Origin of the sequence: Leptolyngbya sp. BC1307, assembly GCF_002286735.1 — a bacterium.
Taxonomy (GTDB): domain Bacteria; phylum Cyanobacteriota; class Cyanobacteriia; order Phormidesmidales; family Phormidesmidaceae; genus Phormidesmis.
The window spans coordinates 209,798-224,127 of record NZ_NRTA01000002.1; the positions used below are offsets into that span (position 1 = coordinate 209,798).

19 protein-coding genes are annotated in these 14,330 nt (G+C 53.2%); 9 read left to right on the forward strand and 10 right to left on the reverse strand.

The features are described 5' to 3' along the window. Positions 1-38 precede the first annotated feature (38 nt). On the forward strand, positions 39-245 hold the full coding sequence (locus CKL79_RS02305; protein WP_121967950.1) for a hypothetical protein: 207 nt from the start codon (positions 39-41) through the stop codon (positions 243-245). A gap of 32 nt (positions 246-277) precedes the next feature. Here CKL79_RS02305 and CKL79_RS02310 read toward each other — a convergent pair whose 3' ends face one another. The 7 genes from CKL79_RS02310 to CKL79_RS02340 form a co-directional block, all read right to left on the reverse strand. Next, positions 278-655: a response regulator gene (locus CKL79_RS02310; protein ID WP_121967951.1), complete on the reverse strand. Its 378-nt coding sequence runs from the start codon at positions 653-655 to the stop codon at positions 278-280. Positions 656-797: 142 nt separating this feature from the next. Then, the gene (locus CKL79_RS02315) at positions 798-1,985 is read right to left on the reverse strand and encodes an LL-diaminopimelate aminotransferase (RefSeq protein WP_121967952.1); all 1,188 of its coding nucleotides are present in this window, start codon (positions 1,983-1,985) and stop codon (positions 798-800) included. Between the two features lie 136 nt (positions 1,986-2,121). Further along, the gene (locus CKL79_RS02320; RefSeq protein ID WP_121967953.1) at positions 2,122-2,898 is read right to left on the reverse strand and encodes a PspA/IM30 family protein; all 777 of its coding nucleotides are present in this window, start codon (positions 2,896-2,898) and stop codon (positions 2,122-2,124) included. A 144-nt stretch (positions 2,899-3,042) separates the two neighbouring features. Continuing rightward, a complete protein-coding gene (locus tag CKL79_RS02325) occupies positions 3,043-4,134 on the reverse strand; it encodes a DUF3326 domain-containing protein (protein ID WP_121967954.1) in 1,092 nt (363 codons plus the stop codon). Next, the gene (locus tag CKL79_RS02330) at positions 4,131-4,352 is read right to left on the reverse strand and encodes a hypothetical protein (RefSeq protein WP_121967955.1); all 222 of its coding nucleotides are present in this window, start codon (positions 4,350-4,352) and stop codon (positions 4,131-4,133) included. Before CKL79_RS02330 ends, CKL79_RS02325 begins: the two co-directional genes overlap by 4 nt. A gap of 13 nt (positions 4,353-4,365) precedes the next feature. Continuing rightward, a complete protein-coding gene (locus tag CKL79_RS02335; protein ID WP_121967956.1) occupies positions 4,366-4,686 on the reverse strand; it encodes a 2Fe-2S iron-sulfur cluster-binding protein in 321 nt (106 codons plus the stop codon). 53 nt (positions 4,687-4,739) lie between these two features. Next, the gene (locus CKL79_RS02340) at positions 4,740-4,922 is read right to left on the reverse strand and encodes a hypothetical protein (RefSeq protein ID WP_121967957.1); all 183 of its coding nucleotides are present in this window, start codon (positions 4,920-4,922) and stop codon (positions 4,740-4,742) included. Between the two features lie 120 nt (positions 4,923-5,042). Here CKL79_RS02340 and CKL79_RS02345 point away from each other — a divergent pair, with 120 nt between their 5' ends. Next, positions 5,043-5,582 carry a DUF2854 domain-containing protein gene (locus CKL79_RS02345; RefSeq protein WP_121968018.1) on the forward strand — a complete coding sequence of 180 codons (540 nt, stop codon included), beginning with the start codon at positions 5,043-5,045 and terminating at the stop codon, positions 5,580-5,582. A 102-nt stretch (positions 5,583-5,684) separates the two neighbouring features. On the opposite strand, the gene CKL79_RS02350 is transcribed toward CKL79_RS02345, so the two are convergent. After that, positions 5,685-5,942: a chlororespiratory reduction protein 7 gene (locus CKL79_RS02350; RefSeq protein WP_121967958.1), complete on the reverse strand. Its 258-nt coding sequence runs from the start codon at positions 5,940-5,942 to the stop codon at positions 5,685-5,687. Positions 5,943-6,140: 198 nt separating this feature from the next. Between CKL79_RS02350 and sir the strand changes: the two genes are divergently transcribed. The 6 genes from sir to CKL79_RS02380 all read left to right on the forward strand — a co-directional run bounded on the left by sir (position 6,141) and on the right by CKL79_RS02380 (position 12,404). Beyond that, the gene (sir, locus tag CKL79_RS02355) at positions 6,141-8,045 is read left to right on the forward strand and encodes a sulfite reductase, ferredoxin dependent (protein WP_121967959.1); all 1,905 of its coding nucleotides are present in this window, start codon (positions 6,141-6,143) and stop codon (positions 8,043-8,045) included. Positions 8,046-8,117: 72 nt separating this feature from the next. Next, on the forward strand, positions 8,118-8,738 hold the full coding sequence (locus CKL79_RS02360) for a TetR/AcrR family transcriptional regulator (protein WP_121967960.1): 621 nt from the start codon (positions 8,118-8,120) through the stop codon (positions 8,736-8,738). A gap of 147 nt (positions 8,739-8,885) precedes the next feature. Next, positions 8,886-9,623 (forward strand): SDR family oxidoreductase, encoded by a 738-nt coding sequence (locus CKL79_RS02365; protein WP_121967961.1) that lies wholly within the window; start codon positions 8,886-8,888, stop codon positions 9,621-9,623. Between the two features lie 11 nt (positions 9,624-9,634). Beyond that, a complete protein-coding gene (locus CKL79_RS02370; RefSeq protein WP_121967962.1) occupies positions 9,635-10,753 on the forward strand; it encodes an alkene reductase in 1,119 nt (372 codons plus the stop codon). A gap of 136 nt (positions 10,754-10,889) precedes the next feature. Continuing rightward, positions 10,890-11,435, forward strand: coding sequence for an NUDIX hydrolase (locus CKL79_RS02375; RefSeq protein WP_121967963.1), 546 nt, complete (start codon positions 10,890-10,892; stop codon positions 11,433-11,435). A 72-nt stretch (positions 11,436-11,507) separates the two neighbouring features. Continuing rightward, the gene (locus CKL79_RS02380) at positions 11,508-12,404 is read left to right on the forward strand and encodes an alpha/beta hydrolase (protein ID WP_121967964.1); all 897 of its coding nucleotides are present in this window, start codon (positions 11,508-11,510) and stop codon (positions 12,402-12,404) included. Between the two features lie 128 nt (positions 12,405-12,532). On the opposite strand, the gene CKL79_RS02385 is transcribed toward CKL79_RS02380, so the two are convergent. After that, on the reverse strand, positions 12,533-13,402 hold the full coding sequence (locus CKL79_RS02385) for a hypothetical protein (protein WP_121967965.1): 870 nt from the start codon (positions 13,400-13,402) through the stop codon (positions 12,533-12,535). A gap of 211 nt (positions 13,403-13,613) precedes the next feature. On the opposite strand from CKL79_RS02385, the gene CKL79_RS23015 reads away from it, so the two are divergent. Then, entirely contained in the window at positions 13,614-13,781 is a 168-nt protein-coding gene (locus CKL79_RS23015) for a hypothetical protein (RefSeq protein WP_170943933.1), read from the forward strand. Between the two features lie 19 nt (positions 13,782-13,800). Here the strand turns inward: CKL79_RS23015 and CKL79_RS02390 are convergent, their stop codons facing one another. Continuing rightward, positions 13,801-14,283 carry a flavin reductase family protein gene (locus CKL79_RS02390; protein WP_121967966.1) on the reverse strand — a complete coding sequence of 161 codons (483 nt, stop codon included), beginning with the start codon at positions 14,281-14,283 and terminating at the stop codon, positions 13,801-13,803. Positions 14,284-14,330 lie beyond the last annotated feature (47 nt).

Consider the following 14,330-nt stretch of genomic DNA (forward strand, 5'->3'; position numbering starts at 1 on the left):
AAGACGCTAGCGCCTATATTCTTATCTATTGAGCAATTGTGAACATCCAAGAATTTGAAAGTCAGTATCAAGAGTCTGTAAGTCAGATCCTCAACGAACTCCAGTCAATGGCCATCATCTCCAGTCGGCTAGAATCTAACATCGTAGAAGTTGGCACAGCGGTGCAAGGGCTCAGCCAGATGGTAGAGAGCTTTGTACGGCAGCAGAGAGAGCAGTCGCCGCCGTCTAACCATTTGCGCAGCTAGAGAGCGTCGAACCCGGTTGTCTGAGCGCAGCGCTAACCCAGTAGTTGAGCGACCGCTGCGCTCAGGTCATGAGGCAAAATTGGCTTGGTCAAGTAGGCATTGGCACCTACCTGATAGGCTTTGCGCTGATTTTCGGCGGTGACATAGCCGCTCACTACCAGCACGGGCAAGGCGTGCCATCGGGTATGGCTACGGAGCTGCTCAATAATGGTAAGTCCATCTATGACGGGCAGTCTTAAGTTGAGAATCAGCAAATCAGGCTGGAAAACTTCCAGGCTCTCGAAGACTTGTTGCTCATCTGAGAGAGGAAGCACCCGGTAGCCACAGTGCTCAAGGTAGTCTGCAAAGAGAATGCGGTTGCTGTAGTCAATTTCTAAAATGAGTACCCGGCCCAAAGCTGAAGAAGACATACTTTAATAAGGAACTGGCCTTAGCCAGTGATCTCTATCCTGCGAGGATATGGTAGATTCTTGCGCTAAACGGTAACCCGTTTTCTGTAGGGGGCATCAGCCAGGCGACATCATTCGCATTTGGCCGGTACTAAGAGTAATATTAGGCGCAGCTAGTCACAAGTTCACCCATTTTCTGAATTGCAGCGGTCAGTACCGCTGGCGGATGAACCAGGGCAAAGCGGACATAGCCTTCGCCCGACTTACCAAATCCTCGACCGGGTGAGAGGGCGACGCCGGTCTGCGCTACCAGCTCCGTACAAAAATCGATAGAGTGATTGGCCCAGTCGTTTGGCAGATGGTCGGGCAGTTTTACCCAGATATACATGGTCGCATCGGGTGTGGGCACTGGCCAGCCGATGGCCCGTAGTGCTGAGACTGCCGCGTCACGCCGGGCAGCGAAGGTATTGACCATGTGAATAACACAGTCTTGAGGGCCGGTGAGGGCAGCGATCGCCCCGCGCAAAATGCCCCGATATTGGTTAAAGTCTACCGTCGCTTTCACCTGTCGCAGCGCTTTGATGATACGCGCATTGCCAATGGCGTACCCTACCCGAAAGCCGCCCATATTGTACGACTTAGACAGGGTAAAAAATTCTATCGAGACTGTCTTTTGGGGGTCTGCCTGGAGAACTGAGGGGGCGGGCTCCCCAGCAAAGTCTAGATCGACATAGGGAAAGTCGTGAACCAAGACAATGCCATGCTGCTGACAGAAGGCGACCGCTGCTTGAAAGAAGGATAGAGAGGCGATCGCTGTCGTTGGGTTGTGCGGATAGCTGAGCACCATCATCGTCGCCTGCTCAACTACCGACTGAGGAATCTCAGCAAATACGGGCAAAAAGTCATTTTCGGCCACAATCGGCATCGGATAGATGTCGCCGCCTGCTAGATACACACCGCCCGCGTGAGACGGATAGCCCGGATCTAGCAGCAGGGCCACATCGCCAGGATTCATCACCGCTAACGGCAAGTGAGCAGTCCCTTCTTGAGAGCCAATTAAGGGCAGTACCTCAGTTTCGGGGTCAACGGCCAGACCGAACTTTTGCTCATACCACTGAGCGGCAGCTATCCGAAAGTCTTTGGTGCTGTTGAAGAGGGCATAGCCGTGGGTTGCCGGGTCGTGTAGAGCTTCGGCGATCACAGCTAGCACATGCGGCGGCGTAGGTAAGTCAGACGACCCTAGCGACAGGTCTATGATTGGCTTGCCAGCAGCGATCGCCTGCGCCTTAGCCCGGTCCATATCGGCAAAGACATTGGTTTGTAGAGGGGCAAGGCGATCAGCAATTTGCATAGCGATGAGGTAGAGGGAAAAGCAGTCAGCTCAGTCAAAACCAATAAATGTCCCCACCTAGAGAAAGTCCAAGTGGGGTTTAGTTAACTAAAGCCATATCTATCAAGGTTAATAGATTAAGCCATAATCAGGTGCTTTACAGGCTGTCTAATTCAGACTTGAGCGCTTCTAGCTCTGCATCGACAGCCTCATCTTTGGGCGGCGCGACAGCCGGTTCATCACCCGCCGGCAGGGCTTCTTGAGCAGGCGCTGAGCCACCCAGCATTTGGGCTTTCATCGCTTCTAGCTCGTAGTCTACGTCGTCGCCAGATTCTAGTCGGGCAAACTGGCTCTCTAGATCTGCGCCCGCCAGCTCAGCAGCGGCTTCACCACTGGCTTCCATTTGCAGTACTTTGTCTTCCATGCGCTCAAAAGCACCCATGGCGCTGCTGGTACCGAGGGTGCCGACAGTTTTTTGCAGCTGCTCGTTGGCCTTAGCCGCACTGGCGCGGGCTTTAAGCATGTCTTTTTTGGTTTTGGCTTCAGAGATTTTGCTCTCCAGGCCAATTAGCTGACGCTTGATCGTAGAAACTGAGGCGCTTTGCTGTTCGAGCTGAGCTTTGAGAGCATTGGCCGTTTCGGCCTGAGTCTTTTTACGAACGAGGGCTTCGCGGGCCAGATCTTCTTGGCCTTTTTGCAAGGCGAGCTGAGCGCGCTGTTGCCAGCTAGTAGCCGCTGATTGGGCCTGCTCCGCCTGGCGCTCTACCCGCTTTTGAGAAGCGATCGCCTGAGCGACGGCCTGGCGCATATTCACCAGGTCTTCTTGCATGTCAATGATGGCCTGATCGAGGATCTTTTCAGGATCTTCAGCCGAACTCACCGCCGCATTTAGGTTGGAGCGCACCACCCGGCTAACGCGATCAAACAGTCCCATGTCGTTTTTTCCTCAGTTCTCTTCTGCGTTAATGACTAACCTAACCTTATGCTGCTAGCTGACCGATGACCTCAGCAAGGGTTTATCAAAGGTTCTGTTCTAGTATATACAGCATCTTAGAGGGGCAACCGTACTGACTCAATTTTACTGGCTCAATTCTATCTGAGGTAGCGCTGGTAATGACTGCATGTGAGGCCGTAGCGCACTTGGCGCAACCCCCGCTCGGTAGGCCGCGATCGCCCCGACTGCTTCTAAATAAGTATTGACGGCGATCGCCCGAATGCCCAGATCAGCCGCGCTGACGGCCATCGCCGTGACATTTTCCTCAACGGCAATCACCTGCGCCGCCCGCTGCGCCAAACTCATCACCGCACTGCCGCCAAAAGCCGTAGCGGGCGCGATCACTGTATCAACCTGGTCAGCGCTAATCACCACAGCCTGCGTCCGCTCGGATGAATCGTTACCCAGGCCGACAAATTGCGGTGCCCGGCTCAAGCCAGCTAGAACGCAGGGTAAAAAGGTATGGCCAATCTCTTCGGCGGCGGAACGGGGAGAGATCGTCGGGTCGAGTGGCAGCGGGGAGAGGGCAGGCGCGTGGGCGCAGGGGAGCTTAAAGGTACGCACTACCAGGTGACTGATAACGGCTTCGGCTCCGGCTAACGGGTCAACGCCTTGGCCCTGACGGTAGGCAGCGAGGGCAGCGGCATCTTCATCTTCAGGGAAGCGGGCAATGACGGCGATCGCTTTTACCCGCGCCTCATGGATCAATCGCTCTGCCGCTCGCAGCAGACTGCCCGGATTTTCTAATGTGCCCCAAGACGCGCCCGACTGAGTGGTTTTGAGGCTGACCTGCAAAGGCATGTCGGTCACGACATGTGCTCTGATGTCCAGACCAAGCGTAGCCCGAGCCGCATCGGCTGCCTGCAAGTGTCGCCAGCGCAGCTCGGATTCTACCGCTTGGTCAATTACCAGGCCAATCGGATTTTGATGCACCGGTCGTAGTCCCCAGTGCCCAGCGGCAAACTGATCCAGGCCGTAGCCCTCGACGTAGTCGGCATTTTCTATCGGCCAGTAGAGCTGCGCCCCATTGAGCACGTTGGGATGGGTGATCAGTCGGTCGGTGACTGTCGATAGCGTACGAGCAACGGGCAGAGCATCTCCGGCGTAGCCCCCGATGGCCGCGCCGACGCCAGTGGGGATAATCAGCACCGTCGTATGCGGTTTTTTTACGGTCATTTGATGAGGGTGACGACCGCTTCCACATGGGCGGTCTGATTGTCTTTGTCGATGGCGGTAATGGCCCAGCGGAGAGGGTCACCGTGGTCTGAAAGGGTGGTTTCGATGTGCGATCGCAGCGCATCTGAACGCATCACATCAGAGCCCGCTACAGCAGCGCGTAGTTTGCCGGGGGGCGCTAGCAAAGACACCTCTATCGTGATTAGTTTGGTCTGCATCGTGGTTGCCTAGCTAGCCCGGCTGACCGAACTGACGGGCGTAGACTTCGTCCTCTTTTTCAGTTTCTAGCTTCAGATCTGAAGTGGGAAAAGCTACGCAGAGCAACGCATAGCCATCGGCCTGCAGCTCTGTGCTCACACCCATCCCGTCGGTCTGATCGACAGTGCCCTCTGTAATCAGCGCGGCACAAGTCGTACAGACGCCCGCACTACAAGAGAACGGTAGATCTAGCCCAGCGAACTGAGCCGCCTCTAGCACCGTTTGGTCTTCGGGTACTGGAATGCTGTGAATCTTGCCCTGATGATGAATTTCGGCTGTAAAGGTTTTACCCATCTTTAGTGCTTACCTGCGTCCCTTTGGCTGCGTTTCTCTATGACGCTACCTCTCTATGACGCTACTTGAGAAGGGAAAGCGCGGTCAAATTCTTCGAGCAGGTCATCGATTTCTTCTAGCGCCTGGTTAACGTCGATGCGCAAAGTCCCGATGCCGGGCTGCTCTAACAAACGTAGCAGCGATTGCCGCTTAGTGCGGATCAGCTCAATTCTGGTTTGAAGAGCGGCAAATTCCATATCAAACGGGTCTCCGAGATGAGTTACATTTCTTTATAGGATTATAGGATAAATACATCCGGGGCTGAGCGCATCTGCACCTCTGCCTATTTCGAGCGATTTAAAAAAAGGAAAATGACCATGCTGCGCAAAATTCCCCTGGGATCTGTCCTCCTCATCGCTGGCGGCCTTCTGACGATTATTGGCTTTGTCGCCTATGCCCAAGAAAAAGCCACGCTCAACCTGATTGGCTTTTTCTATGGGGTACCCATTTTGCTGGGGGGATTAGCCCTGCGCGCCGCTGAGCTAACGCCTGTACCCTACACACAGCTACCCAGTGCGGCGGTGATCGCCCTGCGCCAGCAGGCCACTCAAACCCAAACCCAAGTGCGCCAGGACGTTACCCGCTACCGCTACGGACAAGAGGCTCACCTGGATGAAACCCTGGAGCGGCTCGGCCTCAGCCCCAACGACACGCAGCGCCCGGTGCTATCAGGTATTCATGAAGAGCAGCGAGATGGCGCGTACACGCTGGTATTAGAGTTTGACTCGCCCTATGTGCCGTTTGAAAAATGGCAGGAGAAGCAGCCCAAGATTGAAGCCTTCTTTGGCCCTGGCATCGTGGCCGAAGTGAGCCAGCCCGCTGAGAAGAAGGTAGCGCTGGCGATGAAGACAGTGTGATCTCGACTGCGCTCGGCCACCGGGATTTTGGCTACGCTTAGCCACCGGGCAGTGCTCCCCAGCCCCTATCGCCCCAAACCAGGTAGCTGAGCGCAGTCGAAGCTACTTTTCTAACCTGACCGCATACCACTGCACGGCTTCACCGGGTGCAGTTTCAAATTCGCAGTGGGTTTCCATCAGATACTGAGCCCGTTTTTCATCCGATGAAATCTTTTTCAAGTCGGGCGGCAGATTGTCTGAGTGTTGGGCCAGCACTGCCTTTAGCTGATCGAGCAGTTCGGCGGGTGTCAGGAAAGTCTCACTGGCATCAGGGGTGAGAAAGACAAACATCTCCTCGCTATACATCATCGAATCGGCCATGGGTGGGGCTCCTAGAGCGATCGCTCAAACACTCAGTAACATTGAACTACTCGATACAAAATAAGTCGAATCTTTTCCAGGCAACCCCCTTGATCAAACTACGGTGATAAAATTTCTATAGATACACCGACATCCCGACCGGATTACCGGACATTCACTCGCTCAACTATTCATCACGCTCCTCAAATCAAACTTCCCATGGTTCAAACGCCCATTCAACCCGCCGAAAAAAAGGTTTCTAAGCTTGAAGGCATTAAAGAGCGCAGCCAGTTTCTGCGGGAGCCTGTGGCGACTGAGCTAAAGCAAGATACCACTCACTTTACCGAAGCCGGCATTCAGATCCTCAAGTTTCACGGCTCCTACCAGCAGGATAACCGCGACAATCGCATTCGAGGCCAGGAAAAGGACTATCAGATGATGCTCCGCCTGCGCAATCCCGGCGGCTATATTTCTCCTGAGCTATATCTCACCCTGGATGATATCTCGAATAAGTATGGGAATGGCACGCTGCGGGCGACCACCCGTCAGGCTTTTCAGCTCCACGGCATTCTCAAGAAAAATCTCAAGGCGACGCTAGCTGAGATTATTCGCAGCATGGGCTCGACCTTAGGAGCCTGCGGCGACCTCAGCCGTAATGTGATGGCTCCGCCCGCCCCTTACAAAAATAAACCTGAGTACATCCTGGCTCGTCAGTACGCCACTAACATTGCCGACTTGCTCACGCCTCAGACCCCGGCCTATTACGAAATTTGGCTAGATGGTGAAAAGGTGGTGACCACCGCAGAAGATCCGGCTGTCGTCGCTGCCCGACAGGGCCGAGCCGGTCATGTAGACGGAGAGCCTCATCCGGTAGAGCCGATTTACGGGGTGCAGTATATGCCTCGCAAATTTAAGTGTGCGGTCACCGTTCCGGGCGACAACTCAGTCGATGCCTACACGCAAGATGTCACCCTGGTCGTGATCACTGATGACGGCGGCGAACTGCAGGGCTTTAACGTGATGGCAGGCGGCGGCATGGGCCGCACCCATAACAAAGAAGAAACCTTTGCTCGAATTGCCGATCATATTGGCTATGTGAATAAGGACGATATCTATGACCTGATCAAAGCGATTGTCTTTACACAAAGAGACTATGGCGAACGGTACAACCGCCGCGTGTCTCGGATGAAATATCTCGTTCATCGCTGGGGTCTGCCGAAGTTTATTGCCGAAGTTGAAAAGAGATTTGGCAAAAAGCTGGAGCCTTATAGAGATCTACCCGAATGGAAGTTTGAAGACTATTTGGGCTGGCACGAGCAGGGCGATGGCAAGCTGTTTGTTGGGGTGCATGTCCGCAATGGCCGGGTGCACAACCAGGGCAAACTCCGTAACAAAGCGGCGCTCAAAGAGATTGTCGAAAAGTTTCAGCTACCGATGCGGGTAACCCCAAATCAGAGCGTGGTTCTCTGCGATATTGATCCGGCTGACAAGGCCGCAATTCAGGCGATTTTAGACCGTGACGGCATCACGCCTGACAGCAAAGTGGACTCTTTAGAGCGCTATGCGATGGCCTGCCCGGCGCTGCCGACCTGCGGCCTGGCGGTGACAGAGTCGGAGCGAATTATCCCAAGTATGTTGGAGCGGATTCGCAAGCTGTTGAACAAATTAGGGCTGAGGAACGAGACATTTGTCACTCGTATGACGGGCTGCCCTAACGGCTGCGCTCGCCCTTATATGGCCGAACTCGGGTTTGTCGGCAGTGCGCCCGATAGCTATCAGCTGTGGCTGGGCGGATCGCCTAACCAGATCCGACTGGCTCGGCCTTACATGGAGCGCTTGCATGTAGACCATTTAGAAAAAGAGCTGGAGCCGCTGTTTGCTTGCTTTAAGCAAAATCGGAATACAGGAGAGAGTTTTGGTGATTTTTGCGATCGCTACACCTTTGATGCCCTCCGCCAATTCAGCGAAACCTACACGCCAGCCAAAGCAATCGGTTCAGGCCGTCGTCGTAACCGGGTAGGCGTCTCCGACGAGCTGTTTGCCAAGATCAAGGCAAAAGCAACGGCCGAGGGTAAGAGCATGGCAGACGTACTTGAAGATGCGATCAAAGCAGGCATCGATTAGGAAAGGCTGGCTCACTGGTGACGGTTGATCGGTCGAGTACGATAGAAAGGCGAGTCAAATACTGTAAGCCCGATGAAACGTACCCACAAGCGAAACGATCTCATTCAAGCTGGCCGCGATATTGTGATCCGACAGGGATTTAACGCGGCTGGACTCAATGACATATTGACGACCGCAGGCGTGCCCAAAGGTTCGTTTTACTACTACTTTGCGAGCAAAGAAGACTTTGGGCTCGCGATCATTGAGGATTTTGCCCTCAAGTACGGCGAGAGACTACAAGCCACGCTAGAAGATGGGCGGTTTTCGCCGCTAACGCGCCTGAACAACTATTTTGAGATGGGTATTGCTGAGATGAGGGCCTGTCAGTGTGCCAATGGCTGCCTGATCGGCAACCTCGCTCAGGAGCTATCTGCCCAAAATGAGCTGTTTCGCGATCGCCTCAATCAAATCCTATCTGACTGGGAACAGCAGTTTGCCAAGTGCCTGCAAGCCGCCTATGAGAGTGGAGAGATTGCTGGTGACCGTAACTGGACAGATTTAGCCAAATTCACCCTGTCTGGCTGGGAAGGCGCTATATTGCAGGCAAAGGTGACCAAGTCCGTAGCGCCCATGCAAACTTTCGTTCAGGTGCTATTCGCTCAGGTCTTTAACAGATCTAATCTAACTAGCGGTAGATCTAAAATAGTCGATTAAAACATACCATTAAGCATTGGTAGACGACTGGTCTACTAATGTTCCTATTCACAATTTTAGAGAAAATGAGCGGCCAAGTTAGCAGTCCTGTTCGTAGCTTGTTCGGACTAGCCAGGCCGCTGATACACACCATAGAAAGGATTCATTATGTCTGAGATACAGAACAAAGTCGTTATCATCACGGGTGCTAGCAGCGGCCTGGGTGAGGCGACCGCTCGCCGGTTAGCAAAAGGCGGGGCTAAGCTCATGCTGGCCGCTAGAAGAGAAGATCGGCTGAAAGAACTGGCTGATGATATTAACAAAGCGGGCGGCACAGCCAAATATCAGCTGACCGATGTGACCGACCGCAGTCAGGTCGAAGCGCTGGCTAAGGCGACTCATCAGGCCTATGGCCAGATAGACGTACTGGTAAACAACGCTGGACTAATGCCTCTATCGCCTCTAGCCGCCCTCAAGGTAGATGAGTGGGACAAGATGATCGATGTCAATATCAAAGGCGTGCTGTACGGCGTAGCAGCGGTACTGCCGATTATGAAACAGCAAAAGTCTGGTCATATTATCAATCTCTCTTCCGTTGCAGGGCATCAGGTTTTTCCATCTGGTGTGGTCTACTGTGCGACTAAGTTTGCAGTGAAAGCTATTTCTGAGGGCATTCGGCTAGAGGGCAACGGTGAAATTCGCTCGACTAATATTTCTCCTGGCGCTGTAGACACTGAGCTAACCAGCACTATCTCTCACGAAGAAAGTGCAAAAAATGCCGATCAGATGTATGGCGTTGCGATTGATGCAGATGCGATCGCCCGAGCCATTGCCTACGCCATCGAACAGCCTAGCGATGTCGATATCAACGAGATGATCATCCGCCCAACCAAGCAAGAGCTGTAATTATTTTCACTATGACTTCTTCGACAAACGTTCCTCATCTCCTCAGTTCTTTTAATCTCAAAGATCTCTCTTTAAAAAATCGCGTGGCCATGGCTCCGCTGACTCGGGCCCGCGCTGGCGCAGAGAGAATGCCCAATGAGCTGATGGCGGAGTACTACGCTCAGCGGGCGGGCGCTGGCCTGATCATTGCCGAAGGGACTGCGCCATCCCTTCAGGGCAATGGCTGGCAGCATGCCCCGGGTATATATACCGCCGAACAAGCGGCAGCTTGGAAACCGGTAGTGGATGCGGTTCATGCGAAAGGAACGTCCTTTTTCTTACAGCTGTGGCATACCGGCAGAGCTTCTCACAGCAGTTTTCAAGCCAACGGCCAGCTACCGGTTGCGCCCTCGGCGATTAAGATTGAAGGCTCTGAAGCGCATACGCCCAGCGGCAGTCAGCCTTATGAAGTACCCCGAGCGTTAACGACTGAAGAAGTTCCTCAGGTGGTAGAAGACTATCGCCAGGCGACTGAAAACGCGAAAAAAGCGGGCTTCGATGGCGTCGAAATTCATGCTGCGAATGGCTATTTGATCGATGAATTTTTGCAGTCTAAGACCAATCAGCGGACTGATCGGTACGGCGGCAGCGTGGAAAATCGCTATCGGTTTTTGCAGGAAATCATTGAGGCCATTCTCACGGTATGGCCTGCCGGTAGAGTGGGCGTGAGACTTGCACCCAACGGCAACTTCAACGATATGGGTTCACCCGACTACCGGGAGACGTTTACCTACGTCGCCAAGCAGCTCAATCAATACAGTCTGGGCTATCTGCATGTGCTGGATGGATTAGCGTTTGGCTTTCATGAGCTGGGCGAGCCGATGATGCTCGCTGAATTTCGGCAGGTATATGACGGGGCGCTCATTGGTAACTGTGGCTATGATCGGGAGATGGCAGAGCAGGCGATCGCATCTGGAGATGCCGACCTAATTGCCTTTGGCCGCCCGTTCATCAGCAACCCTGACCTGGTTGCCCGCTTTGAAAATAACTGGCCGCTCAATGCTGACCCCGATCAGGCGATCTGGTATTCCTTTGACGCGGCGGGATACACAGACTTCCCCACCTATGAGGCAGCTAAAGTAGCTGCTTAAGCAAGCATTGTCCTAAGTGCTTTAGCGGCTACGTTGGGGCAACTGACTAACATCCTAAAGACGGGATTATAGGGGGCGTTCTTCGGAGCGTCCCCTATGCTCTTAGAGAGCCGTTTATCTATGAAAAACTCAAACCGTGAAATTTAAAAGTACACCCAATCGCTGTGTCAACGTTGACGGCGCAGAAATCTGGATCAGCCGCAGCGTGACTGTTTTACCCGTTCTCTTCTTTGTCAGCAAAGGCGTCAAGTACGTGCCGCTGGGGCTGCGCGGCGAAGATCTGCCCGAAGGCGTTGGGCAGTGGGGTCTGCCCGGTGGCTATCTCGACTATGACGAAACTGCGACTGAAGCCGTCTACCGCGAAGTCTGGGAAGAGCTGGGTCTAGATATTCCACAGCTGATTCAAGACTTTCGCTTTGAAGGCAACCTTGACCATCCGTATGAGGTTTACAGTACGCCGCTGCGCCGCCAGAATGTCACGCTCAAGTATGCGCTGATGTTTCATCTCGGCGAGGCCAACCTGCCCCCGCTCGATCCGCAAGTTTCTCAGGGTGAGGTGGTCGAAGCGCGATGGTTTGACGTGGCGACTGCTTTGACGATGCCGCTGGCCTTTAATCATCATCAGGTGATGAGGGAATGTCTGGAGCGCTATTACGCCGAACCTTCGCGCCAGCAGGCATAGATCTTTCTTCAGCTATAGTGTCTAGCCTCGGCGGTTCGATACGATCAGGCTCAGTCGCTATTGGTAGCCCCTATGCTCAAAATTCCTTTCGTCGATCAAAAAAGTGTGGAAACGCAGCTAGGGAAGATTATCTATTACGTTCCTACGCTGCCACAGTATCCAGGTCAGCGCCCAATTGATGAGCGAGAGACGCTGATGTTTTTGCACGGCTTTGGCGGCGGGTCTTCGGCCTATGAGTGGTCGAAAGTATTTCCCGCTTTTGCGAGCGACTATCGTGTTATTGCTCCGGATCTGATCGGCTGGGGCCGCTCTGCGCACCTTGAGCGCGACTATACAATTAGCGACTACCTCAGCAACATTCCTGAATTTATTCAGGCGGTTTGCCCAGAAAAACCGGTGACCGTGGTAGCTTCGGCACTGACGGCAGCTTTTATGGTGAGAATTGCGATCGCTCAACCCAATCTCTTCAAGTCGCTCATTTTGATGACGCCTGCCGGTCTCTCTGACTTTGGCAATGACTATACCCGTAGCCCGTTTGCGCAGATTGTCAGTACGCCGGTTTTAGATAAGCTGCTGTATAGCGGGGCGATCGCCACTCGCTTCGGCATCGAAAACTTTTTGAAAAATCGCCAGTTTGCCGACCCCAGCCGCATCTCTGACGATATCGTGCAAGCTTACCTGCAGTCTGCTCAGCAGCCCAACGCCGAATATACCGCCCTTTCATTCGTTCGCGGCGACCTGTGCTTTGACCTAGCTGACTACATCGGTCAGCTAGCAGTGCCGACGACGCTGCTATGGGGAGAAAAAGCGTCATTCACCGGACCAGATTTGGGCCGCAAGCTAGCGCAGAGAAACCCAACTGCAATCAAGCTGTTTGAGGTGATCAGATCGACCGGTCTGACTCCGCAGCTAGAGCTACCGGCTGTCACCATCGGCATGATTCGCATCTGCCTAGAAGTGCTGGCATAGAGGCTTTGGATGAGCAGGGAAGGGAAGGTTCTGGCCGCGACGCAATATACCGGAACCCACCTCACCCTGGGCGCAGTCCGCTCCGATAGAGGGGATCAGGCGGCGGCGGCGATGTCTTGGGCAAAGCTCTACGCTTTCTCCTGCGTGGTAGGCTCAGCGTTTACAGCGGCTACCGATTCTGGATCGGCAGGCATTGCCGTCGTCGCACCTGTCCCTACACCGCTGTTGACTTTCTCAATGACTTCAGATTCAGCGGCTTCGGCGGCAGCAGTAGACTCTTCTGAGGTAGCCACTTCATCGGGCTCTGAAGACAGCGTTTGCATCTCGTCAGACTCATCGGCCAACAGGGCATCTGCCTCACCAGACTCTGGTGAAGTAGCAGCGACTTCGGGGGCGACTACCGCGTTGTTCACATTGTCAGGGTTGGGGGTTGACATTGTTGTTTCATCTTCATCTTCACTCACGACGCTAGCATCAGTGGCGGCAGCGGCGGTATTATCTTCGGGCATATTCTCAGCTGTTTCAGACTCTTCCTCAGCGGAGAGGTTGGCAGTCTTTGCTGGCGTATCTTCTACTTCGGGTTCGGAACCTGTTGCATCGGCTGTCTTTTCAGGCGAACCAGCTTTGGCAGGCTCGACGACTGTCTGAGCAGACTTATTCACTTTTTTAGAGATAGTTTCCGTCGGCAGCGCTTCTGGAATATTAAATTCTGCTGACCAGTCCTGCTTAAATCTCAGCTTGCGGATGACCCCTGCATCCAGATTTTGCTGATTGCTCTCTTTTGATAGCGCTACAATCTTTTGCCCTAGCGCTGTCCCGACTGCCTTTACCTGCGCGTCTGAGTCGAAGGGAGCTGCGAGAATTTCTTTGACTAAAAAGCTCAGCTCTTTGTTGCCACTGCGGGTGCTGGTGATACTGCTTTGAGAAATTGCCTGCTTGATGCGTTTGGTCAACATTTTCTCAACCTGACCGGGAAATAGCTGCTGGGTATCGACCATAAATAGACTGCTAAGTAAGCTACAAATTCAAGGTACAGCAATCCCTCAGCTTTACTATGCAGTTTTAGATACATTGACCGCTACATTCGCTACAAAGCCGCTAGCTGGTCACAAACTCCCTGTCAGGATAAAGCATTGATTTTGCTATGAACGGAGCGATCGCAGAACTCCTCTCAGCCTTAGTGAAAAGTAGCCAAGGAGGCATCCGATTATGAACCATCTCACCCAGTATAACCAGCGTCAGGCCAGCCTCAGAATATTCGTATGGCTGGCCCTGGAAATACTGTTCAATCTGGCAGGAACGGACAACCTAGCAGACTACAGCGAGTTTGTTTTTGAGCGCTGCTATTCGAGTGCAGCAATTGTTCAGTTAGCTTAGCTCAGTTAGCTTAACCTCTCTATCCGCCGTAGTTCCAGCCAGTATCTTCTAACAGCAGCGGCTTACCCTCACGGTGTTCGCCCGCGCCAATTACTTCCCCGACAAATACCGTATGGTCACCCTGCTCAACTGTGCCCACTACCTTGCATTCCACATAGCCGAGAGAATCTTTAATAATTGGGCAGCCAGTCTCTTCACCCAGATAAAATTCGATATCTTCAAACTTGTTGCCCGTGCGTCGCAATGGCTTAAAAAAGTTTTGCGCAATCTGTTTTTGATTGTCTTCTAAAATACTCAGCGAAAATACGCTGCTGGCTTTCGCCATCGCGTGAGAAGTCGAGTCGTTCTTAATGCAGGTCACCACCATCGGTGGCTCAAAAGAAGACTGCATCACCCAGCTGGCCGTAAAGCCATTTACGTCTTCACCATCTTTTACTCCGCAAACATAGAGCCCATGAGGGATTTTGCGGAGCATAGTTTTCTTAGCTGCTTCGTTAAGCACAGATTAGTTCCTCGTTACGTTCTGCTTAGTAGTCTATGGCAAAGGGT

Coding starts and splice junctions, on each gene's coding strand:
- CKL79_RS02310 (WP_121967951.1), bottom strand. CDS start 655: ATGTCTTCTTCAGCTTTGGGCCGGGTACTCATTTTAGAAATTGACTAC.
- CKL79_RS02315 (WP_121967952.1), bottom strand. CDS start 1,985: ATGCAAATTGCTGATCGCCTTGCCCCTCTACAAACCAATGTCTTTGCC.
- CKL79_RS02320 (WP_121967953.1), bottom strand. CDS start 2,898: ATGGGACTGTTTGATCGCGTTAGCCGGGTGGTGCGCTCCAACCTAAAT.
- CKL79_RS02325 (WP_121967954.1), bottom strand. CDS start 4,134: ATGACCGTAAAAAAACCGCATACGACGGTGCTGATTATCCCCACTGGC.
- CKL79_RS02330 (WP_121967955.1), bottom strand. CDS start 4,352: ATGCAGACCAAACTAATCACGATAGAGGTGTCTTTGCTAGCGCCCCCC.
- CKL79_RS02335 (WP_121967956.1), bottom strand. CDS start 4,686: ATGGGTAAAACCTTTACAGCCGAAATTCATCATCAGGGCAAGATTCAC.
- CKL79_RS02340 (WP_121967957.1), bottom strand. CDS start 4,922: ATGGAATTTGCCGCTCTTCAAACCAGAATTGAGCTGATCCGCACTAAG.
- CKL79_RS02345 (WP_121968018.1), top strand. CDS start 5,043: ATGCTGCGCAAAATTCCCCTGGGATCTGTCCTCCTCATCGCTGGCGGC.
- CKL79_RS02350 (WP_121967958.1), bottom strand. CDS start 5,942: ATGGCCGATTCGATGATGTATAGCGAGGAGATGTTTGTCTTTCTCACC.
- sir (WP_121967959.1), top strand. CDS start 6,141: ATGGTTCAAACGCCCATTCAACCCGCCGAAAAAAAGGTTTCTAAGCTT.
- CKL79_RS02360 (WP_121967960.1), top strand. CDS start 8,118: ATGAAACGTACCCACAAGCGAAACGATCTCATTCAAGCTGGCCGCGAT.
- CKL79_RS02365 (WP_121967961.1), top strand. CDS start 8,886: ATGTCTGAGATACAGAACAAAGTCGTTATCATCACGGGTGCTAGCAGC.
- CKL79_RS02370 (WP_121967962.1), top strand. CDS start 9,635: ATGACTTCTTCGACAAACGTTCCTCATCTCCTCAGTTCTTTTAATCTC.
- CKL79_RS02380 (WP_121967964.1), top strand. CDS start 11,508: ATGCTCAAAATTCCTTTCGTCGATCAAAAAAGTGTGGAAACGCAGCTA.
- CKL79_RS02385 (WP_121967965.1), bottom strand. CDS start 13,402: ATGGTCGATACCCAGCAGCTATTTCCCGGTCAGGTTGAGAAAATGTTG.
- CKL79_RS23015 (WP_170943933.1), top strand. CDS start 13,614: ATGAACCATCTCACCCAGTATAACCAGCGTCAGGCCAGCCTCAGAATA.